The sequence below is a fragment of the Mycobacterium sp. IS-1742 genome, assembly GCF_001500125.1.
GTDB lineage: Bacteria > Actinomycetota > Actinomycetes > Mycobacteriales > Mycobacteriaceae > Mycobacterium.
Genome location: NZ_LQIV01000019.1, coordinates 15,847 through 30,412, shown reverse-complemented (window position 1 = coordinate 30,412; position 14,566 = coordinate 15,847). Strand labels below are relative to the sequence as shown.

Below are 14,566 nucleotides of genomic sequence, written 5' to 3'. Positions count from 1 at the left end.
CTCCCGGTTACTTGGACTTCAGCATGTTGCGCAGCACGTACTGGAGGATGCCGCCGTTGCGGTAGTAGTCGGCCTCACCGGGGGTGTCGATGCGCACCACCGCGTCGAACTCGACCGTCTCGCCGCCCTCTTTCGACGCCTTGACGTGCACGGTCTTCGGGGTCTTGCCCTCGTTGAGCGCCTCGATACCGGTGATGTCGAACGTCTCGGTGCCGTCGAGCTTCAGCGACGCCGCGGATTCGCCCTCGGGGAACTGCAGCGGGATGACGCCCATGCCGATGAGGTTCGAGCGGTGGATCCGTTCGAACGACTCGGTGATGACGGCGCGCACACCCAGCAGGCTGGTGCCCTTGGCGGCCCAGTCCCTGGAGGACCCGGACCCATATTCTTTACCGCCCAACACCACCAGCGGGATGTCCTGCGCGGCGTAGTTCTGCGCGGCGTCGTAGATGAACGCCTGCTCGCCGCCGTTGGTGAAGTCCCGCGTGTAGCCGCCGGACACGTCGTCGAGCAGCTGGTTCCTGAGCCGGATGTTGGCGAAGGTGCCCCGGATCATCACCTCGTGGTTGCCGCGGCGCGATCCGTAGGAGTTGTAGTCCTTCTTCTCGACGCCGTGTTCCTCGAGGTACTGCGCGGCCGGGGTGCCCGGCTTGATGCTGCCCGCCGGGGAGATGTGGTCGGTGGTGACGGAGTCACCCAGCAGCGCGAGGACCCGCGCGCCGGTGATGTCGCTGACCGGCTCCGGCTCGGCGGGCATCCCGTCGAAGTACGGGGGCTTGCGCACGTAGGTGGAGTCGTCGGCCCACTCGAAGGTGTCCCCGCTGGGGGTGGGCAGGTTGCGCCACCGCTCGTCGCCCTTGAACACGTCGGCGTAGTTCTTCGTGAACATGTCCGTGTTGATCGCGGAGGCGATGGTGTCGTTGATGTCCTGCTGCGACGGCCAGATGTCCTTGAGGAACACCTGGTTGCCGTCCTCGTCGGTGCCCAGGCAATCGTTCTCGAAGTCGAAGTCCATGCTGCCTGCCAGCGCGTAGGCGATCACCAGCGGAGGGGACGCCAGGTAGTTCATCTTCACGTCCGGGTTGATCCGGCCCTCGAAGTTGCGGTTACCCGACAGCACCGCGGTCACCGACAGGTCGTTGTCGTTGATCGCCTTGCTGATCTCCTCGGGCAGCGGACCGCTGTTGCCGATGCAGGTGGTGCAGCCGTAGCCGACCAGGAAGAAGCCGAGCTTCTCCAGGTACGGCCACAGGCCGGCCTTGTCGTAGTAGTCGGTGACGACCTGCGAGCCGGGGGCCATCGTGGTCTTTACCCAGGGCTTGCTGGTCAAACCCTTCTCGACGGCGTTCTTGGCCAGCAGTGCGGCGCCGAGCATCACCTCGGGGTTGGAGGTGTTGGTGCAGGAGGTGATCGCGGCGATCACGACTGCGCCGTGGTCGATGACGAACTCGCCGCGGTCGTCGGACTTCACGGCGACCGGTTTGCTCGGCCGGCCCTCCGCGCCGTTGGCGGCCGACACCACGTCGACCGCGGTCTCCTCGGCGAACGACAGGGACACCGGATCGCTGCCCGGGAAGGTCTCCTCGACCGCCTCGTCGACGTTGGAGTGCGCGGCCGAGTTGCCGTTCTCGACGTAGTTGTGGATGTCCTTGCGGAAGGCGCTCTTCGCGTCGTCGAGCGCGATCCGGTCCTGCGGGCGCTTCGGTCCGGCGATCGAGGGCACCACGTCGGCCAGGTCGAGCTCGAGGTACTCCGAGAACTTCGGCTCGCGGCTCGGATCGTGCCACATGCCCTGTTCCTTGGCGTACGCCTCGACGAGGGCGAGCTGCTCGTCGCTGCGGCCGGTCATCCTCAGGTAGTCGATGGTCACGTCGTCGATCGGGAAGATCGCGGCGGTGGAACCGAATTCGGGGCTCATGTTGCCCAGGGTGGCGCGGTTTGCCAGCGGCACCTCGGCGACGCCCTCGCCGTAGAACTCGACGAACTTGCCGACCACGCCGTGCTTGCGCAGCATCTCGGTGACGGTCAGCACCACGTCGGTGGCCGTCACGCCGGCGCGGCGCTCACCGGTCAGCTTGAACCCGACGACGCGGGGGATGAGCATCGAGACCGGCTGGCCCAGCATCGCGGCCTCGGCCTCGATGCCGCCGACGCCCCAGCCGAGCACGCCGAGGCCGTTCTCCATCGTGGTGTGGCTGTCGGTGCCCACGCAGGTGTCCGGATAGGCCACCCCGTCGCGTTCCATCACGACGCTGGCCAGGTATTCGATGTTGACCTGGTGCACGATGCCGGTTCCGGGCGGGACGACCTTGAAGTCGTCGAACGCGCCCTGGCCCCAGCGCAGGAACTGGTAGCGCTCGCCGTTGCGCTCGTACTCGATCTCCACGTTGCGCTCGAACGCGTTGGCGGTGCCGAACAGATCGGCGATCACGGAGTGGTCGATGACGAGGTCGGCGGGTGCGAGCGGGTTGACCTTCTGCGGGTCGCCGCCGAGTTCGCCGACCGCCTCACGCATGGTGGCCAGGTCCACGATGCAGGGCACACCGGTGAAGTCCTGCATGATCACGCGGGCGGGGGTGAACTGGATCTCGATGCTCGGATCGGCCTCGGGGTCCCAGTTCGCGATGGCCTCGATGTGGTCCTTGGTGATGTTGGAGCCGTCCTCGGTGCGCAGCAGGTTCTCCGCGAGCACCTTGAGGCTGTACGGCAGTTTGTCGGTGCCGGGAACGGCGTCGAGGCGGTAGATCTCGTAAGACTTGTCCCCGACGTTCAGGGTGTCACGGGCATCAAACGAGTTCATCGACGAATCCTTGCTGGTCACATCAACTCCCGGTTGTTCTCGCCGCGACGGGCTGTGTCGGCGGCGTCTCCGATTCTAACAGTACGTTTGTCCTGCAAAACACCCTGGGGCGGTGTCGAATCTCCGGTCACAGTCTGGTCCTCGCGCGCGGGTGCTGCCATCCGGATACCCGCTCGCGCGGTACGGTCTGCCTGTGACTCAGGGCGACCTCATGCCGCATGTCATCCCGATCCTGCCCGGGTTCATCCCGCCGGACGTCGACATGACCAAGGTGATCGCCGATGTCGGGGACGACGGGGTCAGCGCGCCCGGCGCCGACGTGGCGGGACTCCGCCAGGTGGTCTCGGAGGCGCGCTCGGACGGTATCGACCTCAAGATCGTCGTCATCGACACCAACCCGCATATCGACACCCCGCTGCGGGACATCGCGACCGAGGTCGGTCAGGCGTACCCGGGATCGACGGTGCTGGCGTTGAGCCCCTCGTACGCCGGGACCTACAGTTCGACCCTCGACCGCGTGACGCTGGAGGCCGGGCAGGACCTCGCCAAGACCGGCGATCCCGTGCAGTCGTCGAAGAATTTCGTCGACCAAGTCACCACGCCCGACTTTCCCTGGACCGCATTGACCATTGCCCTTGTAATCGGCGTCGGCGCGGCGTCCGCGGTCACCCGATGGTTACAGGTTCGAGGCAAACGCGCGGCCATGGCCGACGCTGCGCCCACCGTCTCTGACCAGCGCTGACGCGTTCTTTCGCCGCGTCGCGCATTCCGGACATCACCATTCGATAACAGTTAATTCAATTACAAACATGTAGTTTGTGACTAAAGTTTCTTCAGCGTCGATTGTGACGTACGGTGCATTCGGTACCCAATGTTGTCGCTGTGCCTGATGTGACTTGTGTGCATCGGTGCCCCTCACGAACCTCGCGTTCGCGTCGACCCCTAGGAGACTTGAGTCGAATGAGACGCACCGCTCGCGCCTCCGCTTCCCGGCTTGTCGGCCGGATGTGCGCGCTTCCCCTGACGGTCGGAATGCTGATGTCCACGGCGCTGTGGAGCGGGGCTCCCGGGTCGGCGGACACCGACAACGTCGCGGCCCTGGTGGCCGAGGTCGCCAACGCCAACCAGAAGCTGCAGGATCTCGGTGCGGCCGTCCAGAGCACACAGGAGAGTGTCAACAAGGCGATCCTCGACGTGCAGAACGCCCGCGACGCGGCCGCGACCGCCCAGCGCGAGCTGGAGGCCAGCCAGCGCGGTATCGAAGACGCCAACATCGCGATCGCCGGCGCGCAGAAGCGGTTCGACACCTTCGCCGCCGCCACCTATGTCAATGGTCCGTCGTCGTCGTATGTCACCGCCGCGGATCCGGCCGACGTCCTGCACACCGCGTCGACCGCCAAGACCCTGTCGATCAGTTCGGCGCGGGTGATGGAGGGCCTGCAGCGTGCCAGGACCGAACAGGTCAACAAGGAGTCCGCCGCGCGACTGGCCAAGCAGAAGGCCGACCAGGCCGCCGCCGACGCCGAGGCCAGCCAGCGCACCGCGGTCGCCGCGCTCACCGAGGCGCAGCAGAACTTCGCAAGCCAGCAGGCCGAACTGAACCGTCTCAGCGCCGAGCGCACGGCCGCCCAGGCCCGGCTCGCCGAGGTCCGCAAGACCTCCTCGACCGGACGGGCGTCGACCGCGCCGGCACCGGCGGCCGCCCCGCAGGCCAAGGCGCCGAACCCGGCCTCGAACTGGGACCGCGCCCCGGGCGCCCCGGCACCGTCCGCCGGAAACTGGGACACCGCATGGGATCCCACGCTGCCCGCCATCCCCAGCGCATTCGTCAGCGGCGACCCGATCGCGATCATCAACGCGGTGCTGGGCATCACGGCCACCTCGGCACAGGTGACCCAGCAGATGGGCCGCACCTTCCTGCAGAAGATCGGCCTGCTGCCCACCCCCACCGGCTACACCAACGGGGCCATCCCGCGCGTCGCAGGCAAGCAGGCCACCGAGTACGTCATCCGGCGGGCCATGTCGCAGATGGGTGTCCCGTACTCGTGGGGTGGCGGCAACGCCGCCGGCCCGAGCCGCGGAATCGACTCCGGCGCAGGCACGGTCGGCTTCGACTGCTCCGGGCTGATGCTGTACGCGTTCGCCGGTGTCGGCATCAAGCTCGACCACTACTCGGGCTCGCAGTACAACGCGGGCCGCAAGGTGCCCAGCTCGCAGATGCGCCGCGGCGACATGTTGTTCTGGGGCCCCAACGCCAGCCAGCACGTCGCGCTCTACCTCGGCGACGGTCAGATGCTCGAAGCCCCCTACACCGGGTCGGTGGTCAAGGTCTCGCCGGTGCGGACCAGCGGTATGACCCCCTACGCGACCCGGCTTATCGAATGGTGAGATTGTTGAAATCGTTGCGCCGCACGCTCTTTCACGGCGTCAAGATCTTCGTTGTGGCGATGGCCGCGGTCGCGCTGCTGGTCGGGATGACCAGTCCGGCCACGGCGGCGCCCGACGACGGGCAGTGGGATCCCACCCTGCCCAAACTGCTCAGTGCCGGGGCGCCGGGTGATCCGCTGGCCATCGCCAACGCCTCGCTGCAGGCCACCGCGCAGGCCACCCAGGTCACCATGGACCTGGGCCGCAAATTCCTCTCCAGCATGGGTATCGGCGGGTCCTCGGCGCCCGCGGGCGTGGCGCCGGGGCGCGTGCGCGGTCCGCAGGCGATCGAATACGTCATCCGGCGGGGCGCCTCGCAGATGGGCACTCCGTACTCCTGGGGCGGCGGCAAGCCGAACGGGCCGAGCCGCGGCGTCGACTCCGGCGCCAACATCGTCGGCTACGACTGCTCGGGTTTCACCCAGTTCTCCTACGCCGGGGTCGGCGTGCTGATCCCGAAGTACTCCGGCGACCAGTACAACACCGGGCGCAAAGTGCCGACGTCGCAGGCGAAGCGGGGCGATCTGTTGTTCTGGGGGCCGGGCGGCAGCCAGCACGTGGCCATGTACCTCGGCAACGGGCAGATGCTCGAGTCCTCGGGCAGCGCGGGCAAGGTGACCACCAGCCCCGTGCGCACCGCCGGACTGCAGCCGTACGTGGCCCGCATCATCGAATCCTGAGCACAGCCTGAGGCGGACACCGGGCAACGTCGACGTAATCCGGAGTGCCTGGAATAGTTGACGGCGGGCGCCGGGCGCCCTGGTGCTGACGCGGGACACGCCTGCGGCATGGCCATGACGAAGCAACAGTGGGAGGAATCTCGATGACGTCACCGAGTGGGCCGCCGCAGGGCGCCGGAGGCTATTCCGGTCAGAACCCCGCGCAGGGTTTCCCCTCCGGTTCCCACGCCGCGCCGCAGGGCCCTGCCGGCGCGCCGAGCAACGGTGGCCTGCAGTCCGAGGTGCACACGCTGGAGCGGGCGATCTTCGAGGTCAAGCGCATCATCGTCGGGCAGGACCGGCTGGTGGAGCGGATGCTCGTCGGGTTGCTCGCCAAGGGGCACGTCCTGCTCGAGGGCGTCCCGGGTGTGGCCAAGACGCTGGCCGTCGAGACCTTCGCCAAGGTGGTCGGCGGCACGTTCGCGCGTATCCAGTTCACCCCCGACCTGGTGCCCACCGACATCGTCGGCACCCGCATCTTCCGCCAGGGCAAGGAGGAGTTCGACATCGAACTCGGCCCCGTCGTGGTGAACTTCCTGCTCGCCGACGAGATCAACCGCGCCCCCGCGAAGGTGCAGTCCGCCCTGCTCGAGGTGATGGCCGAACGCAAGATCTCGATCGGCGGCAAGACCTTCCCGCTGCCCCAGCCCTTCCTCGTCATGGCGACCCAGAACCCGATCGAGCAGGAGGGCGTGTACGCCCTGCCCGAGGCGCAGCGCGACCGCTTCCTGTTCAAGCTCAACATCGACTACCCGTCGCCCGAGGAGGAGCGCGAGATCATCTACCGGATGGGCGTGAAGCCCCCGGAGCCCAAGCAGATCCTCGCCACCGGTGACCTGCTGCGCCTGCAGGACGTCGCGGCCAACACCTTCGTGCACCACGCGCTGGTCGACTACGTGGTCCGCATCGTCACCGCGACCCGGGAACCGGAGAAGTTCGGCATGCCCGACGCCAAGTCCTGGATCGCCTACGGCGCCTCGCCGCGTGCGTCGCTCGGCATCATCGCCGCATCCCGCGCGCTGGCCCTGATCCGCGGCCGCGACTACGTCATCCCGCAGGATGTCGTCGAGGTGATCCCGGACGTGCTGCGCCACCGCCTCGTACTCACCTACGACGCGCTGGCCGACGAGGTCTCCTCGGAGACGGTGATCAACCGCATCATGCAGACCGTCGCGCTGCCGCAGGTCAATGCCATTCCGCAACAAGGTCCTTCGGCGCAGCCCGCAGTCCCGGCCGGAGCGGGTGTGGCGGGCGGTCGGTGACCCCCTCCGACGGCCGTTCGGTCGATCTGCCGTCGCTGCAGCGTGGCCAGATCCGCGACCCCGCACTGTCGGCGGCGCTGCGCAAACTGGAACTCACCGTCCGGCGCAAACTCGACGGCGTCCTGCATGGTGATCACCTCGGCCTGATCCCGGGTCCCGGTTCAGAGCCGGGGGAGTCGCGGAGCTACCAGCCCGGCGACGACGTGCGCCGAATGGACTGGTCGGTGACCGCGCGCACCACCGTCCCGCATGTGCGGGAGATGATCGCCGACCGCGAGTTGGAGACGTGGCTGGTGGTCGACATGTCGGCCAGCCTCGACTTCGGCACCGCGGGGTGCGAGAAGCGCGACCTCGCGGTGGCCGCGGCAGCCGCGATCGCGTTCCTCAACAGCGGCGGCGGCAACCGGCTCGGTGCGGTGATCTCCAACGGAGAGACCATGCGGCGCGTACCGGCGCTCTCGGGGCGCATGCACGAGCAGGAGGTGCTGCGGACCATCGCGACGACGCCGAAGGCCCCGCCGGGGGTACGCGGAAACCTCGCCGAGGCGATCGACGCACTGCGCCGTCCCGAGCGCAGGCGGGGGATGGCGGTGGTCATCAGCGACTTCCTGGGACCGATCAACTGGATGCGCCCGCTGCGGGCGATCGCCGGTCGCCACGAGGTGCTGGGTATCGAGGTGCTCGACCCGCGCGACGTCGAGCTGCCCGAGGTCGGCGACGTCGTGCTGCAGGACGCCGAGACGGGGGTGACTCGCGAGTTCACCATCGACCACCAACTGCGTGAGGACTTCGAGCGGGCGGCCGCCGAGCACCGGGCCGAGGTGGCCCGCACGCTGCGGCGCTGCGACGCCCCGCTGTTGAGCCTGCGCACCGACCGGGACTGGATCGCCGACGTGGTGAGGTTCGTGGCGAGCCGCCGGCGCGGTGCCATGGCTGGCCGGTGAGCGACCACTCAATCGAAATGACAAGCCGCACATGACATTACCGTTGCTCGGCCCGATGTCTTTCTCGGGCTTCGAACATCCGTGGTTCTTCCTGTTCCTGATCGTGGTGCTCGGCCTGGCCGCGCTCTACGTCATCGTCGCGCTGGCCCGGCAGCGCCGGATCCTGCGCTTCGCCAACATGGAGCTGCTCGAGAGTGTCGCGCCGAACCGGCCGAACCGCTGGCGGCACGTGCCGGCGATCCTGCTCGTCGCCTCTCTGGTGCTGCTCACCGTCGCCATGGCGGGGCCGACGCGCGACGTGCGGGTCCCGCGCAACCGCGCCGTGGTGATGCTGGTGATCGACGTGTCGCAGTCGATGCGCGCCACCGACGTGTCGCCGAGTCGCCTGGCGGCCGCCCAGGAGGCCTCCAAGCAGTTCGCCGACGAGTTGACACCCGGCATCAACCTCGGCCTGATCGCCTACGCGGGAACGGCCACGGTGCTGGTGTCGCCGACCACCAATCGCGAGGCCACCAAGAACGCGATCGACAAACTCCAGCTGGCCGACCGCACCGCGACCGGTGAGGGCATCTTCACCGCCCTGCAGGCCATCGCCACCGTCGGGGCCGTCATCGGGGGCGGGGACGAGCCGCCGCCCGCGCGTGTCGTGCTGTTCTCCGACGGTAAGGAGACGGTGCCGTCGAACCCGGACAACCCCAAGGGCGCGTTCACCGCGGCGCGCACCGCGAAGGATCAGGGCGTGCCGATCTCGACGATCTCCTTCGGCACCCCGTATGGCTACGTGGAGATCAACGAGCAGCGCCAGCCGGTGCCGGTCGACGACCAGATGCTGAAGAAGATCGCGGACCTGTCGGAGGGTGAGGCGTTCACCGCGTCGAGCCTCGAGCAGCTCCGCGAGGTCTACGCCAACTTGCAGCAGCAGATTGGCTACGAGACGATCAAGGGCGACGCCAGCGTGGGCTGGTTGCGCCTCGGCGCGCTCGTGCTGGCGCTGTCGGCGCTCGCCGCGTTGTTGTTCAACCGGCGCCTGCCGGGATGACGCCGGTGCCCGAGTCGATTTCGGCGGACGACGGGCCAGACGTTAAGTTGACGGACATGACCGACAGCGCAGTAGCCGAGACCGAGAGCCAGTCGACGAGCGGCAGACCGCCGTTCGTGTCCCGATCTGTGCTGGTCACCGGTGGCAACCGCGGTATCGGTCTGGCGATCGCCCAGCGGCTGGCGGCCGACGGACACAAGGTCGCCGTCACCCACCGCGGCTCCGGCGCTCCTGAGGGGCTGTTCGGCGTCGTATGTGACGTCACCGACAATGACGCCGTCGACCGCGCCTTCAAAGAGGTCGAGGAGCACCAGGGCCCGGTCGAGGTGCTGGTGTCCAACGCCGGCATCTCCAAGGACGCATTTCTCATGCGGATGACCGAGGACCGGTTCGAAGAGGTCATCAACGCCAACCTCACCGGGGCGTTCCGGGTGGCCCAGCGCGCATCGCGCAGCATGCAACGCAAGCGGTTCGGCCGGATCATCTTCATCGGCTCGGTGTCGGGTATGTGGGGGATCGGCAACCAAGCCAATTACGCCGCGGCCAAGGCCGGTCTGATCGGTATGGCTCGCTCGATCTCCCGTGAGCTGTCGAAGGCCAACGTCACCGCCAACGTCGTGGCGCCGGGCTACATCGACACCGAGATGACCCGGGCGCTCGACGAGCGGATCCAGGCCGGGGCGCTGGACTTCATCCCGGCCAAGCGGGTCGGCACCGCCGAGGAGGTCGCCGGCGCGGTGAGCTTCCTGGCATCCGAGGATGCCGGCTACATCGCCGGTGCGGTCATCCCCGTTGACGGCGGCATGGGCATGGGCCACTAGAGGACCGAAACAGGACCCGAAAGGTTTAGGACAGACATGGCAGGGCTTCTCGAAGGCAAGCGCATCCTCGTCACGGGGATCATCACCGACAGCTCGATCGCGTTCTACATCGCCAAGGTCGCCCAGGAGGCGGGCGCCGAGGTCGTGTGCACGGGCTTCAACCGGATGCGGCTGATCGAGCGCATCCTCGACCGGCTGCCGGCCAAGCCGCCGCTGCTCGAACTCGACGTGCAGGACGAGAAGCATCTCGAGACGCTCGCCGACCGGGTCACCGAGGTGATCGGCGAGGGCAACAAGCTCGACGGTGTCGTGCACTCCATCGGCTTCATGCCGCAGACCGGCATGGGCATCAACCCGTTCTTCGACGCGCCCTACGAGGACGTCGCCAAGGGCATCCACATCTCGGCGTACTCGTACGCCTCGCTGGCCAAGGCGCTGCTGCCGATCATGAACCCCGGCGGCGGGATCGTCGGCATGGACTTCGACCCCACCCGCGCGATGCCCGCCTACAACTGGATGACGGTCGCCAAGAGCGCCCTCGAATCGGTCAACCGTTTCGTCGCCCGCGAGGCCGGCAAGGTCGGTGTGCGGTCCAATCTCGTTGCGGCCGGCCCGATCCGGACGCTGGCGATGAGCGCGATCGTCGGTGGCGCCCTCGGTGACGAGGCCGGTGCGCAGATGCAGCTGCTGGAAGAGGGCTGGGATCAGCGGGCCCCGCTCGGCTGGAACATGAAGGATCCCACGCCGGTCGCCAAGACCGTGTGTGCCCTGCTGTCGGACTGGTTGCCTGCCACCACGGGGACCATCGTGTACGCCGACGGCGGCGCCAGCACCCAGCTGCTCTAGTTGTTCCAGTGGACTTCGACGCGCTGCTGCTGCTGTCCTTCGGCGGACCCGAGGGCCCCGATCAGGTGATGCCGTTCCTCGAAAACGTCACCCGGGGCCGCGGAATCCCGCGGGAACGGCTGGCGAGCGTGGCCGAACACTATCTGCACTTCGGTGGCGTCTCACCGATCAACGGCATCAACCGGGCGCTGATCGCCGAGATCGAAGCCGAACTCGACGCCCGCGGTGAGACGTTGCCGGTGTACTTCGGCAACCGCAACTGGGACCCCTACGTCGAGGACGCCGTGGCCGCGATGCGCGCCGACGGAGTGCGCAGCGCTGCGGTCTTCGCCACCTCCGCATGGGGCGGGTACTCCAGTTGCACGCAGTACAACGAGGACATCGCCCGAGGCCGCGCCGCCGCCGGTGACGACGCCCCGCACCTGGTCAAGCTGCGGCACTACTTCGACCACCCGCTGCTCGTGGAGATGTTCGCCGAGTCGATCGGCGTTGCCGTGCAGTCGCTGCCGGCCGAATTGCGCGACGAGGCCCGGCTGGTGTTCACCGCTCACTCCATCCCGGTCGCCGCCGACGAGCGGCACGGCCCGCACCTCTACAGCCGCCAGGTCGCCTACGCCACCCGACTGGTGGCCGACGCGGCCGGATTCGCCGACTTCGACCAGGTGTGGCAGTCGCGCTCGGGCCCGCCGCGCATCCCGTGGCTCGAACCCGATGTCGGCGATCACGTGGCCGCCCTCGCCGAGCGCGGCACCAAGGCGGTCGTCATCTGCCCGATCGGGTTCGTGGCCGACCACATCGAGGTCGTGTGGGATCTCGACAGCGAGGTCCGCGACCAGGCGGCCGACCTCGGCATCGCGATGGCCCGGGCCCGCACCCCCAACGCCGACCGGCGCTACGCCCGGCTGGCCCTGGACCTGGTCGACGAACTGCGTTCCGACCGGTCACCCGCGCGCCTCGTGGGCCCCGACCCCGCACCCGGCTGCGGGCACAGCGTCGACGGCACCACCTGCGCCGAGTCGCCGCGCTGCGTCGCCCGCATCACCGGCTGACCGATCCCAGGACGGGGCGGGGCGCCGATTGTGCCGTGAGGGCGCCGACTGTGCCGCCACGGCGGCCATCCGGCTGACCTTCCGCCCTGGTCGCACACTCGACGCAGAAAACTCACAGCGTGTTCGTCTTGCGCACAGTGCGGCGTGGGTGAATCATCGCTGTTGCGTCATAAACATCGTGTTGCAAATAACGCAACAACTCAATCGTTGAGTGGAAGCGGTCCGCCCATGCCCAAAATCGTCGTGATCGGTGCCGGGATCGTCGGCACATCGCTGGCCGACGAACTGACGGCGCGCGGCGCCACCGATGTCACGGTGGTCGATCGTGGTCCGCTGTTCGCCACCGGCGGGTCCACCTCCCATGCGCCCGGACTGGTGTTCCAGACCAACGCGTCGAAGACGATGACCGCGTTCGCCCGCTACACCGTCGAGAAGTTCCTCACCCTCGACCACCCGGACGGCTGGGCGTTCAATCAGGTCGGCGGTCTGGAGGTCGCGACGACGCCTGAGCGCTGGGCCGATTTGCACCGCAAGGCCGGATGGGCGCAGTCATGGGGAGTCGAGGGGCGGCTGCTGTCGGCCGACGCGTGTGCCGCCCTGCACCCGCTGATCGACCGGGACCGCATCCTCGGCGGATTCCACACTCCCACAGATGGTTTGGCGAAGGCCGTTCGTGCCGCCGAAGCGCAGGCCCGCCGGGCGATGGCCCGCGGCGCGGTCTTTCTCCCGCACACCGAGGTCCTCGGCGTGGTCGAGAAGGCCGGGCGGGTGGCCGGGGTGCGGACATCGAACGGTGCGGTCGCCGCCGACGTCGTCGTGTGCGCCGCCGGCTTCTGGGGTGCCGAACTGGCCAAGCAGGTCGGGCTGGTGCTGCCGCTGGTGCCGATGGCCCACCAGTACGCCCGGACGGGACAGATCGCCCCACTGATAGGCCGCAACACCGAGCACTCCGAGGCCGGCCTGCCGATCCTGCGCCATCAGGATGCCGACCTGTACTTCCGCGAACACGTCGACCGCATCGGCATCGGGTCCTACTGCCACCGGCCCATGCCCGTCGACCTGTCGACGCTGATGGCCGACACCGCGGGCGAGGCGATGCCCTCGATGCTGCCGTTCACCGACGACGACTTCGCCCCGGCGTGGCGCGAGGCCGCGAAACTGATTCCCGTGCTCGACGATTCGAAGGTCGAAGAGGCGTTCAACGGGATCTTCTCGTTCACGCCCGACGGCTACTCGATCATGGGGCATCACCGCGACCTGGCCGGTTTCTGGGTGGCCGAGGCGGTGTGGGTCACGCATTCCGCCGGGGTGGCGAAGGCGACGGCCGAGTGGATCCTCGACGGCACTCCGGCAACGGACGTCGGCGAATGCGACCTCTACCGCTTCGAGGACATGGCCCGCAGTCCGGAATTCATCGGGACGACCAGCGCGCAGGCGTTCGTCGAGGTCTACGACGTGGTCCATCCGTACCAGTTCCGCACCGCGCTACGGGGACTGCGGACCAGCCCGTTCCACGAGCGTCACCGCGAACTCGGCGCGCACTTCTATGAAGGCGGGGGCTGGGAGCGGCCCGCCTGGTTCGAGGCCAATGCCGCACTCCTGCGCGAGGGGGAGGCGCCCGAGCGCGACGAGTGGTCCGCCCGACACTGGTCACCCGTCTCGATCGCCGAGGCGCGGGTGACCCGCGAGCGGGTCGCGATGTACGACATGACACCGCTGACCCGCTACGAGGTCACCGGTGCGGGCGCCGCGACGTTCCTGCAGCGCATGACCACCAACAACGTCGACAAGAGCGTCGGCTCGGTCACCTACACGCTGCTGCTCGACGAACAGGGCGGCATCCGCAGCGACCTCACCGTCGCGCGCCTCGGCGACGCGGCCTTCCAGGTCGGGGCCAACTCCCCGCGCGACTTCGACTGGCTCGAGCGCCACCGGCCCGACGATGTCGTCCTGCGCGACATCACCGGCGCCACGTGCTGCGTCGGCGTCTGGGGGCCGCTGGCCCGTGACATGGTCCAGCCGTTGTGTCCGGATGACCTGTCCCACGGCGCATTCCGGTACTTCCGCGCGCTGCGCACGTATCTCGGCGCCGTTCCCGTCACCATGATGCGGGTGTCGTACGTCGGCGAGCTCGGGTGGGAGATCTACACCGGCGCCGAGTACGGCCGCGCCCTGTGGGACATCCTGTCCGAGGCGGGCCGTGCACACGGCGTGATCGCGGCCGGCCGAGTGGCCTTCAACAGCTTGCGCGTCGAGAAGGGCTACCGCAGCTGGGGAACGGACATGACGACCGAGCACCGCCCCGCCGACGTGGGGTTGGAGTTCGCGGTCCGGATGGACAAGGGCGACTTCGTCGGCAGGGCAGCGCTCGAGGAGGCGTCACCGCCGCGGAAGACGCTGCGCAGCATCGTGTTCGACGACCCTCGCGCCGTCGTACTCGGCAAGGAGCCCGTCCATGTGGCCGATGACTGCGTCGGCCACGTGACCAGCGCCGGATACTCCCCGACGGTCGGGCGCACCATCGCCTACGCCTGGCTGCCCGCCGGTGCGGACACCGGTGACGCGGTGACCGTCGACTACCGGGGCGCCCGGCACGCCGCCACCGTGCACGGCGAGCCGGTCGTCGACCCCGACATGCTGCGAATCCGGAGATAGCCCG

General features: G+C 68.4%; 11 protein-coding genes. 10 read left to right on the top strand and 1 reads right to left on the bottom strand.

What is annotated here, in order from left to right:
* Positions 1-7: 7 nt before the first annotated feature.
* A complete protein-coding gene (gene acnA / locus AU196_RS13265) occupies positions 8-2,821 on the bottom strand; it encodes an aconitate hydratase AcnA (RefSeq protein WP_059095540.1) in 2,814 nt (937 codons plus the stop codon).
* A gap of 190 nt (positions 2,822-3,011) precedes the next feature.
* Between acnA and AU196_RS13260 the strand changes: the two genes are divergently transcribed.
* From AU196_RS13260 to AU196_RS13215, 10 genes are all read left to right on the top strand, one after another.
* A complete protein-coding gene (locus tag AU196_RS13260; RefSeq protein WP_059095585.1) occupies positions 3,012-3,542 on the top strand; it encodes an Rv1476 family membrane protein in 531 nt (176 codons plus the stop codon).
* A 218-nt stretch (positions 3,543-3,760) separates the two neighbouring features.
* On the top strand, positions 3,761-5,188 hold the full coding sequence (gene ripA, locus AU196_RS13255) for an NlpC/P60 family peptidoglycan endopeptidase RipA (RefSeq protein ID WP_059095539.1): 1,428 nt from the start codon (positions 3,761-3,763) through the stop codon (positions 5,186-5,188).
* Positions 5,182-5,907 carry an NlpC/P60 family peptidoglycan endopeptidase RipB gene (gene ripB / locus AU196_RS13250; protein ID WP_082695710.1) on the top strand — a complete coding sequence of 242 codons (726 nt, stop codon included), beginning with the start codon at positions 5,182-5,184 and terminating at the stop codon, positions 5,905-5,907. The genes ripA and ripB overlap by 7 nt, the downstream gene beginning before the upstream one ends.
* A gap of 143 nt (positions 5,908-6,050) precedes the next feature.
* Complete coding sequence (gene moxR1 / locus AU196_RS13245) at positions 6,051-7,208, top strand: chaperone MoxR1 (protein WP_059095538.1); 1,158 nt, start codon at positions 6,051-6,053, stop codon at positions 7,206-7,208.
* Positions 7,205-8,152 carry a DUF58 domain-containing protein gene (locus AU196_RS13240; protein ID WP_059095537.1) on the top strand — a complete coding sequence of 316 codons (948 nt, stop codon included), beginning with the start codon at positions 7,205-7,207 and terminating at the stop codon, positions 8,150-8,152. Before moxR1 ends, AU196_RS13240 begins: the two co-directional genes overlap by 4 nt.
* A gap of 31 nt (positions 8,153-8,183) precedes the next feature.
* Positions 8,184-9,191 carry a VWA domain-containing protein gene (locus tag AU196_RS13235; protein ID WP_059095536.1) on the top strand — a complete coding sequence of 336 codons (1,008 nt, stop codon included), beginning with the start codon at positions 8,184-8,186 and terminating at the stop codon, positions 9,189-9,191.
* 56 nt (positions 9,192-9,247) lie between these two features.
* Positions 9,248-10,012, top strand: coding sequence for a 3-oxoacyl-ACP reductase FabG1 (gene fabG1 / locus AU196_RS13230; RefSeq protein WP_059095535.1), 765 nt, complete (start codon positions 9,248-9,250; stop codon positions 10,010-10,012).
* A gap of 36 nt (positions 10,013-10,048) precedes the next feature.
* Positions 10,049-10,858: an NADH-dependent enoyl-ACP reductase InhA gene (gene inhA, locus AU196_RS13225; RefSeq protein WP_059095534.1), complete on the top strand. Its 810-nt coding sequence runs from the start codon at positions 10,049-10,051 to the stop codon at positions 10,856-10,858.
* Positions 10,859-10,866: 8 nt separating this feature from the next.
* Positions 10,867-11,907, top strand: a complete 1,041-nt coding sequence (locus AU196_RS13220; RefSeq protein ID WP_059095533.1) for a ferrochelatase — start codon at positions 10,867-10,869, stop codon at positions 11,905-11,907.
* Positions 11,908-12,135: 228 nt separating this feature from the next.
* The gene (locus AU196_RS13215) at positions 12,136-14,562 is read left to right on the top strand and encodes a GcvT family protein (protein WP_059095532.1); all 2,427 of its coding nucleotides are present in this window, start codon (positions 12,136-12,138) and stop codon (positions 14,560-14,562) included.
* Positions 14,563-14,566 lie beyond the last annotated feature (4 nt).